The following is a 20,853-nucleotide window of genomic DNA, read 5'->3' on the forward strand; positions in this document are numbered from 1 at the left end:
AATTTTGTACAGCTTAAAGCCATAATCTGCAAGCCGTTGCATAATTATTTTGCCAAAAAGTAATTGTTTCTCCGAGATATCGGTCTTTATCATTTATTATATATAAAGGTGGATATCCCCCATCATCTGTCGTAATACAAGCTGCTCTTCATAAGATTTTGACCATGAGATAGGATGTAAATAGAGCAATTTTGCATTCTCAATATTTTCTTCAATATCAATAAGGGTTTCGCTAATATAGTCTGCTGTTATTTTATAACTAATTATTACGCCCAATTGCTCTAATTTATCTTTATCTTTCAATGCATGATAGCTTAAATGTTAAGCATGTAAAGCATCTAATCCTTTAGTAAGAATTGCTTACTTTTAGTAAACGATATAGTAACAAGATATATGTTAGACATAGTTTAAATAAAATTTACCTATTTAGCTAAGAATACTGCCTTTTATAATCTAACTTAATCGAAGTTTATTCCTAAAAAAGCTTACTATTTAGGAATAAGTTCCTAAATAGCTATATTAGTATTGATTTTAAGCTTGCTTTAAAAAGAAGTATAAAATACTATTTTTCCAAGCAAAAAGTTATACCCCTAAAGCTTTTTTACCTTTAGATTGTTCTTGTTCAACTGCTTGAGTATGAGATTGAACTTGAGGGATTGCAAGATCGACTACATGTTCATATCTAACGCCGTTTTCAAATAAAACTTGACCGCATTTATTCACTTGAATAACATCTTCTTTAGAGAACTTATTTAAAATAACTTCCGTAATGTCGTAAAGGAATTTCCAAGATAATTCTATTCTTTCTTGTAATGTCAGCTTTTTATTTTCTGGTTTTTGACTATTAATGGCAACGTTTGGTGAATCATCAATATTGCCTACTTCAGTAGGTAATATATTTTTTTTACGTGCTGCTATTTTCTTATACATTAAAAATAATAATAATGCTAAGCAACCTATGGTAATTAAAATATGAGTATTAGAATTAGACACTATTTTGCTCTTCCTTGTTGTTGCGTTAAGTTTTGTGTTTTAGAAAGCATCGTAACCGCTGCTTTACCTATATTAACTAAGTTAGCTATATCAGGAGCTAGCTTTGCAACTGCTAAGACCGGAGTCGGTAATAAGTTAGTTTCTATTGCTAGACTTATAACATTTCCAAGTTCTTTGCTTCTAGGTATTACTCCTACTATTTTTTTATGTTGCTTGCAATTTCCGTAGCTTTTGCTGCTGCTTTACATAAGGATTCTATTTTGTTACCAAAAGAAGCTTCTGGATTTAATATTTTTAATAATTCTGTTTTAGTTTCATTTAGATTATCCGAAATAGTATTCTTTACAGAGTTTAATTTGTCAATATTTATATCTTGTGAAATTGCAATTTCAATATTACTTTTTAGTTCTGCTATTTTTTCTTCTACTTCATTTTTGCTTTTTGGTATAGCTTTAGCAGCTTTTGCAACATTCTCTAGCGAAGCTCTGTTATTAGGGTTTTTATGTGCTATTTCAATAATTTTTTTGGGCAATTCCTTTGAGATTTCTGAAATTGCTGCCACTTATCTTAGCTTTTTCATAAAGGCTTTCAATTTGGTCATTAGATTTAACCTCTCCCCTTATTTCTTTTATATCATGATACAATTTTATTATTTTTGGCAATAATTTTTCCGAATCCATGAGGTTATTTACTTTTTCAAGTATACCGCTTGTTTGTATAAATATTCCAAGCATCGGCATTTGAGTCGATATAACCCCGACTAATATATTTTCTAATAATTCTATAATTTTTTTAGAAGCTCCAGGATAGAGTTTATCTAATTCTTGCTGAAATTTTAAAACTTGTTCTAAAACGTTTAAACATTTTTTTACAATAATCCCGTTAAATTAAGTTAAATAAAAAGATACCTTTTGTTTTTAACTGTTCTTGATATGCTTTCTCAAGTGCTTCAGATAAAGTAATTAGAGATTCTTGGATTGTCCTATTAAAAAGTTTTTCTATTTTCTCTATATTGATATTTTCAGTGTGAGAGAATTCATTTAAAGAATTTTGTAAAATATAAAATAAATGATCTTCTAAATCTTTTACATTCATTTTCAAAGATTTTGTAAAACCGTTTAATTTTATTAAAAGTCTTTGTAGTTCTTCTTGTTGTTCTTTATTTAATCCACTAAAATAGAAAAATCAATTATAGACATAAAATTTATTATTTTGTTACCAAATATTAATTAATCTTAAAGCTTTATAACCTTAAAATAAAATGTAAAATAGTTATCATTGTCCTTGAGATTAATTTTTGTTATATTACGTGCTAACATTGCTACAATAGATTTATATTGTTTTATTGGGATATAGGTATATTCTTGAAAGATTAAACTAACCTAACTAACATATTATCAATTATTCAAAAAATTTATGCGTAAATTAGCTACATTTATTATCACATTATTACTAACCGGTTCGGCTGCCGCTGTTGATTTGCAGGAAGCTTTAACTGAAGGATATAAGAATAATGAGGAGCTGAAAGCTGCTAGAATTAAGTTTTTGAATGCGATTGAGCAATTCCCTCAAGCGTTCTCAGGATTTATGCCTAGTGCCGGATTGCAGATTAATAGACAAAATAGTAAGACTAAATATAATAAAAAATATACTGATAGGCTTGGTCTTACTCCAAGAAAGATGGATAGCAATCAAAGTGCATTAACAATAGAGCAATCATTATTTAGCGGTGGTTCTAGTGTTGCGGCTCTTAAAGCTGCTCAATCAGGGTTTAGAGCATCACGAGGCGAATATTATTCTGGTGAACAAAAAATATTATTAAATTTAATAACTGCTTATCTTGATTGTTTTGAGAGCAAAGAGAAATATGATATTTCTGAAAGTAGGGTTCGTACTAACATACAACAAGTTAACACTGTTGAAGAGAAATTAAGACTAGGGGAAGCAACGGCAATAGATATAGCAACTGCAAGAGCAGGGCTTGCAGCGGCAGAAATGAATAAACTAGCTGCCTATGCCGATTTTCAAGGAAAAAAAGCAAATTTTATTAGAGTATTTGGAATAGAGGCTACTGATCTAACTATGCCTAATTTACCTGATAGATTACCTACTTCATTGGATGAGTTAACAAGAAAAGCGGCTAAGTTAAATCCTGATATTGATTCGGCAAGGCATAATGTAACTTCGGCGAAAGCTTTGGAAATGGTGCAGAAAGGAAAATTATTGCCGCAAGTAAGCGTAAGGTTGCAATCAGGTAGAACTAACTATAATCCACAAGATCTAGCTGTGCAAAATATAAACAATAAAAGCTATACTACTATTCTTTCGGTAAATATACCTATTTATCCAGATGGAGGAGCTCAATATTCAAGAATAAGATCGGCTAAAAACCAAACAAGAAGTAGTGCAGTTCAGCTTGATAGTGCGATAAAGCAGACACACGCGAGTGTTGTAAGCGTGTGGGAAGGATTTGAAGCAGCAAAATCTCGTATTGTTGCAGCTAATCAAGGTGTGGAGGCTGCACAAATATCATACGATGGTACAGTGCAAGAGGAAATAGTCGGCTCCAAAACTATACTCGATGTTTTAGATGCTGAGCAAAAATTGTATGAAGCAAAAATAACTCGTGTGGATGCGTATAAGAATTCAGTACTTGCGGCATATCAAATGAAATTGTTAATCGGCGAGCTAACGGCTCAAAGTTTAAAACTTAAAGTAAAATATTTTAGTCCTGAAGAAGAGTTTAAGACTATTAAAAAGAAAATGTTTATAGGTTTCTAACGTGAGTAAGGAAAATAAAAAGAACCAAGATATGTCTGTAGAAGACATATTAAAATCGATTAAAGGAGTAATTAACAAGCATAAAAATCCTATTTATGAAAATGATAGTGAAGATGAAGATATATTAGAGCTAACGGAAATAGTAAATCACGATGAGGAAGAAAAGTTAATATCAACTAAATCTGCTGAAGCAGTAGGTGATATTTTTAAAAATTTTACCGATACTATTAAAGATAAAAATCTGGATAATAATATCTCATCTAAAAATGCACTTGAAGAATTAGTAGCCCAGATGTTAAAACCAGAGCTTAAAGCTTGGCTTGATAAAAATCTACCTGTACTTGTTAAAGAGTTAGTAGAAATTGAAATAAAGAAATTGGTGCAGAATAGTAAGAGGTAGGGGAGCGAATTATTGTCACCCTGTGGCTTGACCACGCGGTGACAGGATAAATAAGGAATTATATGTTAAATAAATTATGTAAGATATTATTTTTTATCAATCTGTTATTGGTTGTAGTGCAAAGTTATGCTTCCCCTCCGCCCTTACCGCCATCATTACCGGCAGATACTAAAGACAAAGATGTTAGCTCTAATTCCGATATTTCTTTTTTTGATAAATTTAAGCAATTGTTTAGTAAATCAAAAAAGAAAAATATTCCCCCTAAACAGTCAAATGAACAAACTAAAGCAGCTCCTCAAGAAGAGCCAAAGCTAGCTTCACAAGAGCATATTGAAGCTGATGCGTCTGAACCTTTTATAGATACCGGTAATACGGCGTTGCCTAGTGCCACCGCAAATAATGAACATGAAAATAGTGTAAATTTAGCTTCTCATGACATTCAGGAATCTAATGAAACTGAGGCATCTAAACCTTTTATAGATGTTGGTAATACAGCATTGCCTAGTGCTGCAAGTAATGATGTTCATACAAATATCGAGCATGAAAATAGTACAAATTTAGCTTTTCATGATAACACACCGGATATACAAGTTACACAACAAGAACCTAATGAATCAGAAACATCTGAACCTTTTATAGATATTGGTAGTGCAAAGTTGCCTACTAGTGCTACAAGTAATGAAATACATGAGGCAGAAGTCGCTTCTAATGAGCATAAAGATACAAATTTAGCTTCTAATATTATAACTCCTAACGTACCGAGACCGATAGTATCTATGCCTCCGGCTCAAGCAGGAAGTTATGTAGTGCCTCCGCAGCGACGACCGGTGCAAATATATAAACCGACCAATTTGATGCCTGTGCATAAGCCTATTCCGCTTAATTCACCTCCTGATGCTAATAAAGAGGAAGAAAGCGTAGCACCGCAATCTATACCTAATATGCCTGCGGTTTCTCCGCCTGTGGTTAGCCAGCCGGTGACCCAAGATATTACTACCCCTAGTACTATGCCGACAACGGTACCTCCTGCAGAAACTCCGGCAGTACCTAGTAATCCTCCAGTAATGCCTACAAATCAACCTTCTACGCAGCCTATAACACCGACTAGCCCAAATACACCCGTTACTACTCCGTCTCAAGTAGTTCCTACAATTGGTTCTTCGGCGGAAATAAATAACTCGCAAGAGACATTTGTTGCTGTTTCAGATGTCCCAAAAAAACAAGACTGGAATACTCCGCTTATACCAGTTGTTGTAGTGAAGCCGAATCAACTTCAGACTTTAGAGAAGCAAGTCAATAATCAAACTACACATAATCAAGAGAAATCACCTCCGGTAAGCTCTCCAAATGTCACAATTCAAGAACAAGATAATAAGGTGAATAATGAAACCTCAGAATCGACAACAAAATTCGTTAAAAATGAAACACAAATGTTACTTTTACCTGATGATGATATAGTTCTTGGTAAACTAACAGAGCAAGCGACTTTAGAGCAGATGGATATGTATGCATATATAGAACTGTTCCAAAAGAAAGAAGAATGGATAGCAAGTGCAAAAAGAAGAAAAGTTGTAGAGAGTTTTATTAAATATGATAGTGATATAAATAAAAAGAAAGATATTTATGCCAATCTATCTTATTGTAAGGCAGTAGATAATGCTTTTAGAGCAGTTGATAGCAATAATCTTTTTGGGCTACGTGCATTACTTGACGTTTATCCAATATTGCAAGAAAAAAGTAGAAGCGGCGAAACATTACTAACTGCTGCTATTTATAATAATAATTACTATTTAGCAAAATTTTTAGTCATACGAGGTGTTAAAAGTTCTACTATAAATGATGAATGCCAATATCCGTTAGATATTGCATTAGCTCAAGAAAACGCTAACATAGCTTGCATGTTAATCAAAGCTAATGGATATAATTAATTATGTCATTCCCGCGTAGGCGGGAATCTAGTAAAACATATAAAAACCAAGTTTTTATATGTTTATTTTTATCGAATATGTACTTCATGAAGGTTATTTTTCTGGATTTCCGCTTTCGCGTGAATGATTTAGAAGTATTAGGCTATCCCAAGTGATTCTTGTTAGGTAATGCCAAACAATTTCTTTAAAGCTTCATTGCTTTCTTAAGTTAAATAGTTTAATTTAGGAAAGAAAACAATTAATTCCTCCACTATATATATGAATGATTTATTCAGCTTTAACAAAGAAAAGAAAAATAAGCTAGTCGATAATAACTATAGTGCAAAAGATATTGAAGTATTAGAAGGGCTTGAGCCTGTTCGTAAAAGACCGGGGATGTATATCGGTGGTACTGATTCAAATGCTATGCATCATTTAGTATCTGAGGTGCTGGATAATGCTATGGATGAAGCAGTCGCCGGCTTTGCAAGTATCATCACGATCAAAATGCATCAAGATCATAGTATTACTATATTTGATAACGGTCGTGGTATTCCTATTGATAATCATCCTAAATTTCCTGATAAATCAGCTTTAGAAGTAATTTTAACGACTCTTCATTCAGGCGGTAAATTCTCCAATAATGTTTATCATACTGCAGGCGGATTGCATGGCGTTGGAATATCGGTAGTAAATGCTTTATCTAAACATTTAGAAATAAAGGTGTATAAACAAGGTAAGTTATATAGCCAAAGTTATTCTAAAGGAGAAAAATTAACTGATTTAATATGTGAAGAAGCATATAAAAGGCTAAGAGGTACATCAATAAATTTCACTCCAGATCCGGAAATTTTTAGTGAAAAATTACATTTTAATCCTAAAAAGATTTATGAGCTTGCAAGGTCAAAAGCTTATTTATATCGCGGTGTTACTATAGAATGGGAATGCGAAGTAGAAGTACTGTCAGATATACCTAAAAAGGCATTAATAAATTTCCCAAACGGTTTAAAAGATTATTTAAGCTCAAAAATAACTTTAGATAATTTAATTATTCCGGAAATTTTTTCAGGTAATATAGAGTCTACGCCGGACGGGATAAAACTTGAATGGGCGATTTGTTGGCAAAATAATGATAACTCGGCATTTATTCAATCATATTGTAATACTGTTCCGACTCTTCAAGGAGGAACACATGAGCAAGGACTTAAGTCGGCTATTTTACGTGGGCTTAAAGCGTACGGTGAAATGATAGGGAATAAAAAAGCTGCTAACCTAACTATTGAGGATATTTTAGAAACCGCAAGTGTCGTACTTTCTATTTTTATAGCTGAGCCGTCTTTTCAAGGACAAACTAAGGAAAAATTAGTGTCAAACGGTGTAAGTAAACCGGTTGAGAATATAATAAAAGATCATTTTGACCACTTCCTTAGTAGCGATAAAGCTTTAGCTACTAATTTACTTGAGCATGTAATTGCTATTGCCGAGTTTAGAATAAGTAAGAAAAACAAAAAAAATATTTTCCGTAAAAATGCTACTCAAAAATTACGTTTACCCGGTAAACTTGCCGATTGTACACGAACTTCACCTGAAGGGACGGAATTATTTATTGTAGAAGGTGATTCGGCAGGAGGCTCTGCAAAACAAGCACGTAATAGAGAAACGCAAGCAGTATTACCGCTATGGGGTAAAGTGCTAAATGTTGCGAGTTCTACGCTTGAAAAAATCGTTAATAATCAAGCAATACAAGATTTAGAAGTAGCACTTGCCTGCGGTAGTTTAAAGAATTATAAAAAAGAAAATTTGCGTTACGAAAAAATAATTATTATGACTGATGCAGATGTTGACGGTGCTCATATAGCTTCGTTGTTAATGACTTTCTTTTTTTTACGAATGCCGAAATTGGTAGAAGAGGGGCATTTATATCTAGCTAAGCCTCCGCTTTATCGTTTAATGCAGTCTAATAAAACTTATTATGCAGGCGATGAAGAGGAAAAAGCTAAATTAATGGATAAATTATCGAAAGCTAGTAAAGCTAAAATTGAAGTAGGTAGGTTTAAAGGTCTCGGTGAAATGATGCCTGCACAATTAAAGGAAACTACTATGCATCCAGAAAAAAGATTGCTTTTAAAGGTAACTTTAGAAGATTCCCAAAATGTCGATAAAATAGTAGATGATTTAATGGGTAAAAAGCCAGAAAAAAGATTTCAATTTATTTATGAACAGGCGTTAGTTAAAATGGATAAAATTATTAACGAGTTAGATATTTAAGACAAGGCGTCATTGTGAGGCATTGTCAACGTTGCCCACATGGCTTGAAAAACTTACTAGATGTCATTCCCGACTTCGCGGCATGACATATTAACTTTTATTGGAGTATTATGTTATTACGTTTAATTATAACACTATTGTTTATTATAAATTCTATTTGTACATTTGCAGCAGAAGAAAAAGAAACTGAAAATAAAATATCAAATCAGGAAGCTTATAAGCAATTTCAAGACGTATTTGAACGTATCGAAAAGGATTATGTACAGGTACCCGATAGGCAAAAAATGATAGATGAAGCAATTAACGGTATGTTAAGCTCTCTTGATCCTCATTCAAGCTATTATACCGATGAGGATTTAGAGGATATTTTTACTTTTACAAAAGGTGAATTCGGCGGAATCGGTGTTGAAATAATGTATGATAGCGGAGTAATTAAGATAATATCGCCTATTGACGATTTACCGGCTTTTAAAGCAGGGCTTAAAGGCGGGGATTATATAGTAGGCGTGAATGATGAGTTAGTCTCTACGCTTGGTCCTAATAAAGCTATAAAAGAGATGCGTGGTACGCCTGGTACTAAGGTTAAATTGTTGATAATTAAGGAAGAAGAGGCAAAACCACAAGAGCTAGAGCTTACTCGCGAAATAGTAAAAATCAAGCCGATAAAAGCACATTTAGAAAAAAATAATATTGCATATATACGTATAACTACTTTTAATGAGTCAACAATTTCTGAGCTGAAAGCAGTAGTAAAGAAGTTAACAACTGAAAGTAAAGATGATCTTAAAGGTATAATTCTAGATTTACGTAATAATGCCGGTGGTATACTCGATCAAGCTATTGCCGTTAGTGATTACTTTATTGATTCCGGTGTAATTGTGACAACAAAAGGTAGAACTACATCAAGTAATAGCGAGACTAAAGCAAATGAGTTTTCGTTAAAAGCTCCCAAAGTACCTATGATAGTTTTAATAAACGGTAATTCTGCTTCTGCCTCGGAAATAGTTGCCGGAGCTTTGCAAGATCATAAAAGAGCAATAATACTTGGCACTAAGTCTTTTGGTAAAGGATCAGTTCAGGCTTTAACGCAAATCAATTCTCGGGCTGCTGTAAAACTCACTATATCTAAATATTACACCCCAAGCGGTCGTTCTATTCAGGCAAAAGGAATAGAGCCTGATATTTTAATTGAGCCAGCAAAAGTCGAATATCCTGAGGTAAAAAAAATAGATAAGCGTTTTTCAGAAAGTTCTTTAAAAAATTACTTAAAGAATGATAATGAAAAAAATAAAGATAGCAAAAAAGAAACAAAAGCCAAAAATAATAAACAAGAAGAGAATGAATTATCGGAATTATACAAAAAAGATTATCAATTTGCTCGTGCTTATGATGTAATTACAGGGTTGATTATTAATAGGAAGCTGGCCACAACAGAGAAAGTTAAACAAGAAGATAAGTAGAGAGCATGATGTCATTCCTAGCTAAAAGCGGCCTTGTTGCATGGTGCGTTTATGTCATTCCCGCGTAGGCGGGAATCTAGGGTAAAGCAAGATAAATCAAGCTTTTCAAATAAACTTTTTAAAAAATTTTAAAGTACTGGCTTTCCGCCTCCGCGGGAATGACATCCTGAGCATTCGTACAGTAAGGAGGCAAGCTATAGGATGACTTGAGCTAAAAATAACTACTAGGTCTCGTAATGAACCATAATAAGTATATAGTAAGATTGTCATTTATTATATTATTTCTTAATATTGTCATAAATATGATGTTTTATCGTTATTTTATGATAAAAGAAATGATAGTAAAACAAGTGGCTTTGGAACATACTAAAATTGTAGAACTGTACACTGATAATATTTGGAATACTCATCAGAACGTAATCAGTAAATTACATAAATTCGATTATTTAAAATTATTACAAGATCAAGATTTTATTAATTTTGCAAAGATTACCGCTCAATGGTTCACCAATCTTAATATTAATATTTCTCTCTACGATCTCAAAGGTAATAAATTCATCACTAGTAATATGTTGCATATGTATAGTGTAGACAATTATAAAGATGATAGTTTGGTTGAGATATTTACCGCAAAAATCGATAAATTTTTTTTGAAATCCTTTACTTCAAAAGCTCCGCTTCGAGATGCTTTTGAGGGTATTACAAGTCATATATTATTACCAAGGGTAGTAATAGAAAATGAAAGTGATTTAACAGTGGAAGAAGCTTCTTTTGTTACTAGCTATATCCCTGTTATAGATAATAATTTAGATTTTCCCGTAGATGCAGTATTTGAGATTAACACTAATATTACCAGCCAGTGGCAAAATATAACCTCTCTTGAGCAAAAGGTTTTTATAACTTTTATCATTATTTTTATAATATTCTGCACTATAATTATTAGTAATACTAATTATGCTAGACAAATTATTGAGGAACAGCTTGAAACAAATAGAAATTTAAAAGCTCAAATAGTAAAAGTAGAAAAAACCAGCTCTTCAAATACAAAGTTTTTTGCTAATATTAGCCATGAATTGCGTACACCGCTTAATGCTATAATAGGCTTTTCGGAAATTCTTATGTCGGAAAGAGATGCAGAAAAAAGTAAAAATTATATTAAAGATATAAATGATGCCGGTAAACATTTGCTTAGTATGATTAATGATATTTTAGATCTGTCTAAAGCTTCTGCCGATAAATTAAAAGTAGATAGTATAGATCTTGATTTAAATAAATTAATTAGTTCTTCGCTGATACTTGTTAAGCCTCGTGCCGATCAAGCCGAAGTGGCTTTAATTAGTAAATTACCGAAAGAGCATGTGGTTATAAAGGCTGATCCAAAAAGGCTAAAACAAGTATTCTTAAATCTTTTATCAAATGCCGTGAAATTTACAAATTCCGGAGGAAGTGTTACTATTGCACTTGAAAAAGATGAGTTAACAAAATTAGTATATATAAAAGTTATAGATACCGGTATCGGTATTGAGGAAAAAGATATTCCAAAAACTTTATCGGCGTTTGGTCAAATTGATAGTGAGCTTAGTCGAAAATATGAAGGTACTGGTCTTGGTTTGCCGCTTACTAAAAAGCTGGTTGAACTTATGAACGGTAAATTTGATTTGCAAAGTAAGATAAATGAAGGTACCACCATAACAATAACTTTTACATATGATGGTAGTATTGAAATATGATATTGTTGCGTGGTTCAGTGCTTTCCATTGTCACCCCGTGACTTGATCACGGGGTCCAGCCACGGTATGACATCGAGTGTGTTTTTCAAGCTATTCAACAAACACCTACGGCTGCATAGCTCATGACGATTTATTCTACATTATGGAAATATAAAAAAATTGTGTGGAATATTAAAAAATTTTCGGTATTATAAAGAATTATAAATTTTTAAAAAATATATGAAGCTTATTGTCTTATTATTGACTTTTTTATTTTCTATGTTTTCTTTTGGAGAAAGCGAAACTATTAAAGGAAAACCTTTAAAATATGTAGCAAATAATGATTTTGAAAATAGACTAGATGAACAGGAACAAGAAATTAGAAGGCTAATCGGTAAAGTTGAGGTTTTACAGCATAAAATTGATCTGCTAACGCAAAACTCAAATATTCCAAATCAAGAAGAAAATACTGAAGTTTTAGAAGCCGGTGATTCAAAAAAACAAGATGTTTTTGATATAGCTTTGCTTAAAGATATACCGGATAATGCTCCTAAAAAACCTATTGCGGTTAATAATGATATAGCTTTTGATAAGCAAGCTTACGATTTGGCTCTTGCTGCTTATAAAGATAATAAACTTACTGAGGCAAAAGATAAGTTTAAAAATTTTATCCAAAAATATCCTAATAGTTTGCTAATTAGTAATGCTTATTTTTGGTATGGGGAATGCTTTTTTAAACAAAAAGACTATAACGGAGCAGCGATTAACTATTTAAAAGGTTATAAAGAGTCGCCGAAAGGGGTAAAATCTTCCGATGGGTTATTGAAGTTATCACTTTCCTTAGGCGAATTAAAAAAAACTCAGGAAGCATGTAACATGCTTGCTAAGCTTGATAAGGAATTTCCCACTAATAGAACTGCCGCATCCAAGAAAATGGCAGAAGATGCTAAGATCAAATTTGGCTGTAAAAATAAATAAGAATAATAAAATATGACTGATATTTTGGATGAAGTACTGAGTGATCACAATGAAGAAAAAAGGTTACTTTTTTTTAAAAAGCTTTTACCTATAATAATAATCATTGCTATAATAGCTATTACTATAATGGTTGTTATTAATAATAATAAAGATAAAAGAATTAAAAATAACCAAAAAAACGGAGATATTCTTGTTAAGACTGTTGGTTTGGAAACAACAAAAGATAATGAAGAATTAGCTTTTAATACTTTAGAGAATTTAGTTACTACTAGTAATACTAAAATAAAAGAAATAGCTGCATTAGAACAAGTAGCTATAAAGATTTCGGAAAAAAAATATTCAGAAGCAAAAGACCTGCTTAATAAAATTATTGCAAATAAAGAATATTCTGAAATTTCTACTGCTTATGCACGTATTTCATGGTGTGGTCTTGTTATTGATGATCAGAATCTAGATATTCAAGATAAAGAAAAATTGACAAAATATTTAAATTATTTTGATGACGAGAAAAAACCTTTTTGGGCTACAGCAACTATCATAAAAGCTATGTGGGATATTAAGAATAATATGCAACCACAAGCAGCAAAAAATCTAAAAAATTTATTAATTTCAAATAATGTATCTGATCTAATAAAAGATCAGGCTAAAGCATTGCTTGTAAATTTAAATAAATAATAATTTGTACTTAAGGAAAAATATGACAAAAAAAATAGCACTTCTGTTATTACCTTTTATTTTAATTTCATGTAACGGGCTTGGCCCAAAAAGGGTAAAAAATATTATTGAGTTGACTCCTAAATTAGCAATTCAGGCTAATGATACTATATATTTAGATTCTAATAATGCAAATATATATACATTTAATGCAAATATGCTTAAGAATAAACAGTATAGTTTTGCTAGAAGCAAAACAATTACTGAGCCTATTTTTATAGGCGATATAATTTATGCATTAGATATTAGATCGAATGTTTCTGCATTTTCTATAGAGAAAAATAAGATTATCTGGTCTTATAATTTAAGTAGATATAAAAAAGATAATTATATAGGCGGCGGAATTTTACACCATAACGGACAATTATACGTAACATACGGTTCAAGGATGTTAGTAGTACTAGATGCAAAATCAGGTTATGAAATAATTAGAAAAGAACTTCCGGATATTATTAGAATTAAGCCTATTGTGCTCGATGATAATACTATCTTAGTGCAAACTATCAGTAATCAAACTATTGCTTTAAATGCAGAAACTTTAAAAACCGTATGGGAACATGAAAGCCTAGCGGAAGTTTTATCGGCTAGTTATTTTATGACGCCGATAGTACAGCATGATAATGTAATAGTAACTTATAATTCCGGTCAAGTACTTGCATTAAATATAAAAAATGGTGAAGTAAGATGGAATTTTGAGTTTGCAAATCTCAATGATCGTACAGCTATACCGAATTTTGACGAATCAAGTATTTTATGTACCCCCGTTCATGATAATATGAATCTGTATATAGCGACCGGTCTTGGTAAGCTTATTAAGCTTAATATAGCAACTGGTAGCGTGATTTGGCAGGTAAATGCCGAAGATATTCAATCAATGTCTTTAATTGGTAATAGCCTATTTGTAACAAATAATGCCAGACAAATAGCAGCATTTAATCCTAAAACAGGGAAAGTAAAGTTTGTAGCTGATTTAAATGATGGAAAAGATCCTAAGAAACTAAAATCTGCTACTTTTTTAGTACCTTTTGTTGGAGTTGATAATAACAATAAACGAAGTTTAAATGTTATTTCCGTTAATGGTGTTTTATATAGTTTTGATGTTGATAATAATGGATTAAACATGATACCTCATATTGTCAAAATTATAAAAAATATTCGTTATTATGGGCTAATGGCAAATAATAATTTATATTTTTCGACCGATAAAAAAATAATATTTGGCAGTAAATAGATTATATTTAGCTTGACAGATAGCGGGTATTAATGCTATTAAATATGTTTCTTGATTCTTTAATTTTAAATTCTAATTAAAATAGATACTATTGTGAAAACTTATTCAGCAAAGCCATCGGAAATTGAAAAGAAATGGTGGGTCATAGACGCAAAAAATATTGTACTAGGACGACTCGCTAGCAGAGTTGCTAATATGCTACGCGGTAAGCATAAGCCTAGCTTTACGCCTCATTTAGATTGTGGTGATAATATAATCATAATAAATGCAGAGCATGTAAAATTGACAGGTAAAAAAGCGAATCCCAAAGATGGAAAAATATATTACAGGCATACAGGATTTCCAGGTGGGATAAAAGATACTACGGCAGGTAAAATCTTAAGCGGTAAACACCCTGAGAGAGTGATTAAAATGGCCGTAAAAAGAATGATTACAAGAAATGCTTTAGGTGCTAAGCAAATGAGTAATTTGTATGTTTATGCGAATGGCGATCATCCTCATATGGCACAGCAACCTACGGTTTATGATTTTGCAAGCCAAAATCCAAAAAATAAAAAGTAATAGAATATGACCGAGTTAAAAATTAAAACAGCAAAAGTAGAAAAGCAGTTAACCAAAGAGCCTTTAAAACCGGTATTAAAAGTTCTTAAAGAAAAAATAGATAATTCAGGTAAGTTTTATGCTACAGGTAAGAGAAAAAATGCTGTAGCACGAGTATGGCTTAAAGTAGGAAAAGGAAAAATAGTTGTTAATAAAAAAACAATAAACCAGTATTTTCCTTCTGAAACTTATGTGAAAACTATCTTACAGCCGTTTGTCTTAACAAACACTATTGATCAGTATGATATAATTTGTACTGTTAGAGGTGGAGGAATTTCAGGACAAAAAGGTGCTATTTTACATGGAATTTCTAAAGCTTTAGATAAATCGGTGCCGGGTTTTCATGCTATTTTGCGTAAAAGCGGTCTTTTAACACGTGATTCTAGGGTAGTAGAGCGTAAGAAATATGGACAACGTAAAGCACGTAAGAAAACACAATTCTCTAAACGTTAAGATATTGGCTATTGTCATTGTTGCATTCTTCACTATTATGAGCATTTGCTAGTGTTTGTTGTATGGTTTGAGAGGTCTATTCAATATAATTCCCGTGTAGGCAGGGCTCCAGAAAAAAATTAAACAAAGACTAGGTCCTGTGATCAAGTTGTGGAGTGACATAAACAAGCCTATACGACAATGCCTACGATCTTAACAAATTATATAAACACTTTTCCCCATGGCGGGGTAGCTCAGCTGGTTAGAGCAACGGAATCATAATCCGTGTGTCGTGGGTTCAACTCCCTCCCTCGCTACCATTCATTCATCTTTTTGAAAGTTCTATATTAAACTGATTTGAACTTTGTGCTTTGTTGTTCATCATCTAGTCTATTAATATATGAGTTCTACCTTCATGCCTGTCACAAAATTAATAAGATTTTTGCAGGAATAGTTATTCATATTTCAAAAAAATCTGATAATTTACAGCTAAAAATATCTCATAATTATAATCATTAATCAAAAGTGTACAGAACCTAGTATTTTATGAAATTGACTTTAACAAGTTTGATTTTTATATTCATGAGCTTTTTTCCAATATATGCTAAATCCTTACATAAAGGGTTCGTGTATCTAAAGATATCGACCTTACAATTATTCAAAATATGCGTTATTATTCAGATAAAAATTTTGTTGGTAAAAAGGATGGTTATAAAGCACCAGAAGCAACTTTAACCATAGAAGCTGCTAAGGCTCCTAAAGCAGTACAAGCTGAGATAAAAAAAGATGGTTATTCACTTATTATATATGATGCATCTAGACCGCAAAAAGCTGTACAACATTTTTTAAGATGGAGCAAATGGATAATATTGATCAAAAAAATAAGGAAAGCTTTTACCCATATATAGATAAGTCTAAATGTTTTACACTAGGTTATATAGCTGAAAGATCCAGTCATAGTAGGGTAGTATTGTAGATTTATCAATAATAAAGCTTCAGAAGGAAGTTAATAATAATCCTGAGGTCATTAAGAGAAAATTGAAAGATGAACGTGTTATATCCTATTGAGATGATAATACGGTAGATATGTATACTTTTTTTGATTTATTTGATGAAGCTTCATATCATGACAGAAAATTAATTGATAACCAATATTTAGAAAAACGTAATTATTTACGTTCTAAGATGCAAAAACATAATTTTAAAGCATGTCAGATTGAGTGGTGGCTATACACTTGAAGATGAGTCTTATAAAGATCAATATTTTAACTTTGATATAGAATAGACTTCCTGCATAAGTTACTTCTAAAAGTCATTTGTACGTCAATCCGGTACTCGAATCCTCACGTACGCTTGTGTACGCTGCAGTTCTGCGTTTCCGTATCTCCTTCAACTTCCTCTTTATAAGATGACTTATGCAGGAAGTCTAATAAAAAACTACGACAGTATTAAGTAAGAAAAGATATATACCATGTGATGGCGGTATTTCGCCGCTTGAGAAAAAAGAAATTGATAAGTTACTAGTTCAGTTACAAAACAATTGGTAAGTGAATGAAGTAGGGCATCTTTATAAAAAATATCAATTTCCTAATTTTGTACAAGCTATGGAATTTGCAAATAAGATAACTGAAATTGCAGAGCAGGCAGCACATCATCCCGATTTCACTATATCTTGGGGAGCATGTAATGTTGAAATATGGACTCATAAAATCGACGGTCTTACGGAAAACGACTTTATATTGGCTGCAAAGATAGAAAGTATTAATTACTTAGGTTAGAAGAATAATAGCAAAAATCATACAAGTATCAATAGCTAAATGATGGTTTCTTATTAAATTAATTGAATTATAACAATAATCTTAATAATATTTAATAATAAGGCATGTTTATAGTAAACATAAGGTAACGTTATGCCAAATTATCATATTAAATTTTACCAAATATAGTTAATTTAATCGGTTGTTTTTGTAGACTTATTTTATTACCATATTTAATACCAGATGATTCTAGTGAAAATATTTATGATCAAAGCCTTAATAGAAATAAGGTATATTCTGTACATTTAAAACCTTTTTCTAATAGTTCTACATATTTTTTAGATGAGCATCCTGATCATACCTTTGTACATATTGCTAATAAAAAATATATTTTATGTGGATTGGTTAGAGAGCTAAAATTTGCGTTTGAAGATATAAAATCATGGTTTGTAATGCCGGAAGCTCAAATTGATAAGGTTAATTGGGAAACTGTAATAACAAATCACTGTCTAAGTAATTTTATTATAAACTTATTTCATATAAGAGAAGTAAAAGATTTTATTGCTAATATAACCTAGCAAATGCATTTACTGCACATATAATCAGTGATAATAATTATAACTTAATATTATATGATTGAATCTAGTTGCGATAAAGATATTAGTTTATTGTCTAGAGGAACAAATGAATGTGCTGTATTTACTTTAGGCAATGATACGGATACTTCATTATTTAGTGCTATAAATGAATTAGTTGAAGGTGATGGAGAGGTCAATAGTGCTGCTACAAGTACTATATTTATCTGTATTACAACAGCAGTAACATTAAGCATATTAGGCATAAGATACATAGCTAATAAAATTAAGATACATATAAATTCTGATTACTATGATGATAGCGATCAACATAATATATGTTTAGGTCAAATAGAGTATCAAGAGGGTCTAAATAGTTAAGTATACTTGTTTAATTTGAAAAATTGGCTACGTTATCTTGTGCTGATAGTCCTCACGTACTAATATGTACGTTGCATTTATTAGTTTCAAGATGCTTCTCTCTTTTCCAAATTAAACTTCGTCTACCAACTCTTCATTTATGAGAGGTATATATAAAATTTTTACTGAATTAATGATTCAAATTCTTTTACGACGGCTTGATAAAGTTTCCGTTTGAAAGGAATTATAATAGATAATAGTTCGTCAAGTGATGCCCAACGCCATTGGTCAAATTCCGGATTAGAGGTATTTATATTAATATCTTTGTTATGTCCGGTAAACCTAATTAAAAACCAGCGTTGTTTTTGTCCACGAAAATTACCGTTCCACAATTTAGGTATTAAAAAGCTTGGTACATCATAACTATACCAGCATTTGCTTTCGGCAATAATATATCCTTTATCGCTTCCTATTTCTTCTAACATCTCACGCATTGCTGCAATACTTGGAGTTTCACCCGGGACTATCCCACCTTGAGGCATTTGCCATGCAGATATTTTTGTATCTATTCTTTTACCGACGAATATATGGTTATCGGAATTTAATATCATCATGCCGACTCCTAGTCTATATGGTAAATCAAGATGTTTTTTGGAAGAATTTCTCATTATTTTTTTACTTTAAAAAATCAATTATAATTTTACTACTTTATTTTTACCCGTTGTTTTAGCTTCATACATAGCTTTATCAGCACGTTCAATGAAAGATTCTATTGATTCTTCTTTTTTATATTCCGTAACTCCGATTGAAATAGTTTTTTGTAAAGGTTCAATTTGATCTTCAATGTGAAAATCCATATATTCTATTTTAACTCTAATTCTCTCCGCAGTTTCAATTGCTTTAGAAATATCTATATCCGTTAAAAGTATAGTAAATTCTTCACCGCCGAATCTTGCTATTAAGTCTGTTACTCTGAGCGTATTCTTCAAAATACGTGATACAATCGTTAAAACCTTATCGCCTGCTTGATGACCGTAAGTATCGTTTACGTGTTTAAAATTGTCGATATCGCACATAAGTAAATATAATTTAATAGTTTCGTTATTAGCTTTCTCAATCATTTGTTTGAGGTGTATATCAAAATAGCGACGATTAAATAAGCCGGTTAAGCCATCTTTAGCTGCTAAATTAACACTTTGTTCAAGATCATTACGTAAATTATCTTGATATTGCTTACGCCTTAATTGTGTTCTAATTCTGGCAAGTAGTTCGCTTTCCTCTATAGGGTAAACGAAATAATCATTAATACCGAGTTCAATACCTTTCACAACTAAAGGCATACCGTCTTCATCAATTTGTAAAATTATTACCACGCCGCTTATTTCTGCTTTACCTCTTAAAATAACACTGATTCTCAAAGGATCTTCATTTTCGAGCGTACTACTGATAATTACTAAATCTGGTGTATATTCATTTATAATATCTAATTCATCGGAATTACTGATGACCTTTACGTTTTGGGTAATCTTAAGTAACATTTGTTTTATATTTTTAGCTTGTACTACATCATCATTAATTAGTAATATTTTTTTATCTGCAAAAGTGTCATGCATTTCGATATTTGTTACGCCTAATAATGCATTAGTGCTATTACGAAGCTTTAATTCATCAATTAAGCTTTTCATTCTAGATAGCGATTTAAGTCTTACAAATAGAGCAGTATCGTTAATCGGCTTTGTTAAAAACTCATCAGCCCCTGCCTCAAGACCTTTAACTCGATCATCAATATCAGAAAGTGCAGTGACCATTACGACCGGTATATGAGTAGTTTCCGGATCGGTTTTTATCGTTTTACATACCTCAAATCCATCCATTTCCGGCATCATAACATCAAGTAGTATAGTATCGATTTTCTCCTTTTTAAGAATTGCTATTGCTTCTTTGCCGTTATTTGCAGTAAGAACCGTATAATACTCTTTTAAAAGTTTGGCTGTCAGTAACTTAATATTGGTTTCTATATCATCTACTACTAATATTGTGGTCATAAGATTAAATTCTTGTTTTTAAATGAAATAATTTGTATATTTATACTTTAATTTTAAGTCTTAAATGTATAATATATGAAAATCTCAGCAAATTCAATTAGAACAGGTAACATATTAGTTTGTAATAATGATTTATGGGTTGTATGCAAAACACCAGAACATACGCAACCTGGCAAAGGTGGAGCTTATGTACAAGTTGAGATGAAAAATTTAAAAACAGGTACAAAGCGTAACGATAGATTCAGTTCTTCCGATTATTTAGAAAAAGCCGAACTTGAACAAAAAGACTATCAATTTTTATATTTTGAAGGTGATGATTTAATATTGATGGATACCAAACATTTTGATCAAATAAATGTCCCTAAGGAAATTTTAGAAGAAAAATTACCTTTATTAACTGAAAATATGATTGTTAAAGTCGAATTTTATAATGAAAAGCCTTTAAATATTGAGCTTCCTCCAACTGTTATACTTGAAATTAGTGAAACTGATCCGGTAATAAAAGGAGCAACCGCAACCGCTTCTTATAAACCGGCAGTTTTAGAAAACGGTATTAAAGTTAAGGTACCGCAATATTTAGAAATAGGAGAAAAAATTGTTGTTAAAACTGATGATATAACATATGTCGAGCGAGCTAAATAAA

The 20,853-nt window shown here is 31.6% G+C and carries 21 protein-coding genes, 1 tRNA gene and 3 pseudogenes; 19 read left to right on the forward strand and 6 right to left on the reverse strand.

The window, feature by feature from the left end:
* Positions 1 to 96: 96 nt before the first annotated feature.
* Together A452_RS0101175 and A452_RS0101180 are read right to left on the reverse strand one after the other, a co-directional pair.
* A complete protein-coding gene (locus A452_RS0101175; protein WP_014413058.1) occupies positions 97 to 303 on the reverse strand; it encodes a hypothetical protein in 207 nt (68 codons plus the stop codon).
* Positions 304 to 582: 279 nt separating this feature from the next.
* Entirely contained in the window at positions 583 to 993 is a 411-nt protein-coding gene (locus A452_RS0101180) for a DUF2660 domain-containing protein (RefSeq protein WP_014413057.1), read from the reverse strand.
* Here A452_RS0101180 and A452_RS11705 point away from each other — a divergent pair.
* The gene (locus A452_RS11705; protein ID WP_014413056.1) at positions 973 to 1,221 is read left to right on the forward strand and encodes a hypothetical protein; all 249 of its coding nucleotides are present in this window, start codon (positions 973 to 975) and stop codon (positions 1,219 to 1,221) included. The two genes, A452_RS0101180 and A452_RS11705, sit on opposite strands and share 21 nt — an antisense overlap.
* On the opposite strand, the pseudogene A452_RS11710 reads toward A452_RS11705, so the two are convergent.
* Positions 1,190 to 1,673 (reverse strand): annotated as a pseudogene (locus A452_RS11710) (hypothetical protein). The gene A452_RS11705 and the pseudogene A452_RS11710 sit on opposite strands and share 32 nt — an antisense overlap.
* Positions 1,674 to 1,875: 202 nt before the next feature.
* Entirely contained in the window at positions 1,876 to 2,088 is a 213-nt protein-coding gene (locus tag A452_RS07850) for a hypothetical protein (RefSeq protein WP_231289969.1), read from the reverse strand.
* Positions 2,089 to 2,409: 321 nt separating this feature from the next.
* Here A452_RS07850 and A452_RS0101200 point away from each other — a divergent pair, with 321 nt between their 5' ends.
* The 17 genes and pseudogenes from A452_RS0101200 to A452_RS07865 all read left to right on the forward strand — a co-directional run bounded on the left by A452_RS0101200 (position 2,410) and on the right by A452_RS07865 (position 18,186).
* A complete protein-coding gene (locus A452_RS0101200; protein WP_014413054.1) occupies positions 2,410 to 3,774 on the forward strand; it encodes a TolC family outer membrane protein in 1,365 nt (454 codons plus the stop codon).
* Position 3,775: 1 nt separating this feature from the next.
* Positions 3,776 to 4,174, forward strand: coding sequence for a DUF2497 domain-containing protein (locus A452_RS0101205; RefSeq protein ID WP_014413053.1), 399 nt, complete (start codon positions 3,776 to 3,778; stop codon positions 4,172 to 4,174).
* Positions 4,175 to 4,236: 62 nt separating this feature from the next.
* Complete coding sequence (locus A452_RS0101210) at positions 4,237 to 6,102, forward strand: ankyrin repeat domain-containing protein (protein ID WP_014413052.1); 1,866 nt, start codon at positions 4,237 to 4,239, stop codon at positions 6,100 to 6,102.
* A 258-nt stretch (positions 6,103 to 6,360) separates the two neighbouring features.
* Positions 6,361 to 8,349 carry a DNA topoisomerase IV subunit B gene (parE, locus tag A452_RS0101215; protein WP_014413051.1) on the forward strand — a complete coding sequence of 663 codons (1,989 nt, stop codon included), beginning with the start codon at positions 6,361 to 6,363 and terminating at the stop codon, positions 8,347 to 8,349.
* Between the two features lie 110 nt (positions 8,350 to 8,459).
* Positions 8,460 to 9,809: a S41 family peptidase gene (locus A452_RS0101220; RefSeq protein ID WP_014413050.1), complete on the forward strand. Its 1,350-nt coding sequence runs from the start codon at positions 8,460 to 8,462 to the stop codon at positions 9,807 to 9,809.
* 236 nt (positions 9,810 to 10,045) lie between these two features.
* Positions 10,046 to 11,539, forward strand: a complete 1,494-nt coding sequence (locus tag A452_RS0101225) for a sensor histidine kinase (protein ID WP_014413049.1) — start codon at positions 10,046 to 10,048, stop codon at positions 11,537 to 11,539.
* Positions 11,540 to 11,758: 219 nt separating this feature from the next.
* On the forward strand, positions 11,759 to 12,496 hold the full coding sequence (gene ybgF, locus A452_RS0101230) for a tol-pal system protein YbgF (protein WP_014413048.1): 738 nt from the start codon (positions 11,759 to 11,761) through the stop codon (positions 12,494 to 12,496).
* A gap of 12 nt (positions 12,497 to 12,508) precedes the next feature.
* Positions 12,509 to 13,171, forward strand: coding sequence for a DUF2659 family protein (locus tag A452_RS0101235; protein WP_014413047.1), 663 nt, complete (start codon positions 12,509 to 12,511; stop codon positions 13,169 to 13,171).
* A 22-nt stretch (positions 13,172 to 13,193) separates the two neighbouring features.
* Complete coding sequence (locus A452_RS0101240) at positions 13,194 to 14,441, forward strand: outer membrane protein assembly factor BamB (RefSeq protein ID WP_025999533.1); 1,248 nt, start codon at positions 13,194 to 13,196, stop codon at positions 14,439 to 14,441.
* 93 nt (positions 14,442 to 14,534) lie between these two features.
* Positions 14,535 to 15,002 carry a 50S ribosomal protein L13 gene (rplM, locus tag A452_RS0101245; protein WP_014413045.1) on the forward strand — a complete coding sequence of 156 codons (468 nt, stop codon included), beginning with the start codon at positions 14,535 to 14,537 and terminating at the stop codon, positions 15,000 to 15,002.
* 6 nt (positions 15,003 to 15,008) lie between these two features.
* Positions 15,009 to 15,494: a 30S ribosomal protein S9 gene (gene rpsI / locus A452_RS0101250; protein WP_014413044.1), complete on the forward strand. Its 486-nt coding sequence runs from the start codon at positions 15,009 to 15,011 to the stop codon at positions 15,492 to 15,494.
* Between the two features lie 222 nt (positions 15,495 to 15,716).
* Positions 15,717 to 15,793: transfer RNA gene (locus A452_RS0101255), tRNA-Met, on the forward strand.
* Positions 15,794 to 16,138: 345 nt separating this feature from the next.
* A complete protein-coding gene (locus A452_RS08955; protein ID WP_014413043.1) occupies positions 16,139 to 16,381 on the forward strand; it encodes a M15 family metallopeptidase in 243 nt (80 codons plus the stop codon).
* A gap of 178 nt (positions 16,382 to 16,559) precedes the next feature.
* Entirely contained in the window at positions 16,560 to 16,712 is a 153-nt protein-coding gene (locus A452_RS0101265) for a M15 family metallopeptidase domain-containing protein (protein ID WP_014413042.1), read from the forward strand.
* A gap of 227 nt (positions 16,713 to 16,939) precedes the next feature.
* Positions 16,940 to 17,251, forward strand: a pseudogene (locus A452_RS0101270) (4a-hydroxytetrahydrobiopterin dehydratase).
* 132 nt (positions 17,252 to 17,383) lie between these two features.
* A pseudogene (locus tag A452_RS09315) lies at positions 17,384 to 17,673 on the forward strand (hypothetical protein); the annotation flags it as partial.
* A gap of 189 nt (positions 17,674 to 17,862) precedes the next feature.
* Complete coding sequence (locus A452_RS07865; protein ID WP_037197291.1) at positions 17,863 to 18,186, forward strand: hypothetical protein; 324 nt, start codon at positions 17,863 to 17,865, stop codon at positions 18,184 to 18,186.
* Between the two features lie 161 nt (positions 18,187 to 18,347).
* On the opposite strand, the gene A452_RS0101285 is transcribed toward A452_RS07865, so the two are convergent.
* A complete protein-coding gene (locus A452_RS0101285) occupies positions 18,348 to 18,833 on the reverse strand; it encodes an RNA pyrophosphohydrolase (RefSeq protein WP_014413040.1) in 486 nt (161 codons plus the stop codon).
* 24 nt (positions 18,834 to 18,857) lie between these two features.
* Complete coding sequence (locus A452_RS0101290) at positions 18,858 to 20,210, reverse strand: PleD family two-component system response regulator (RefSeq protein WP_014413039.1); 1,353 nt, start codon at positions 20,208 to 20,210, stop codon at positions 18,858 to 18,860.
* A 75-nt stretch (positions 20,211 to 20,285) separates the two neighbouring features.
* On the opposite strand from A452_RS0101290, the gene efp reads away from it, so the two are divergent.
* Positions 20,286 to 20,852 (forward strand): elongation factor P, encoded by a 567-nt coding sequence (gene efp, locus A452_RS0101295; protein ID WP_014413038.1) that lies wholly within the window; start codon positions 20,286 to 20,288, stop codon positions 20,850 to 20,852.
* Position 20,853 lies beyond the last annotated feature (1 nt).

It is taken from the genome of Rickettsia australis str. Phillips, assembly GCF_000273745.1.
In the GTDB taxonomy this organism is placed as follows: domain Bacteria; phylum Pseudomonadota; class Alphaproteobacteria; order Rickettsiales; family Rickettsiaceae; genus Rickettsia; species Rickettsia australis.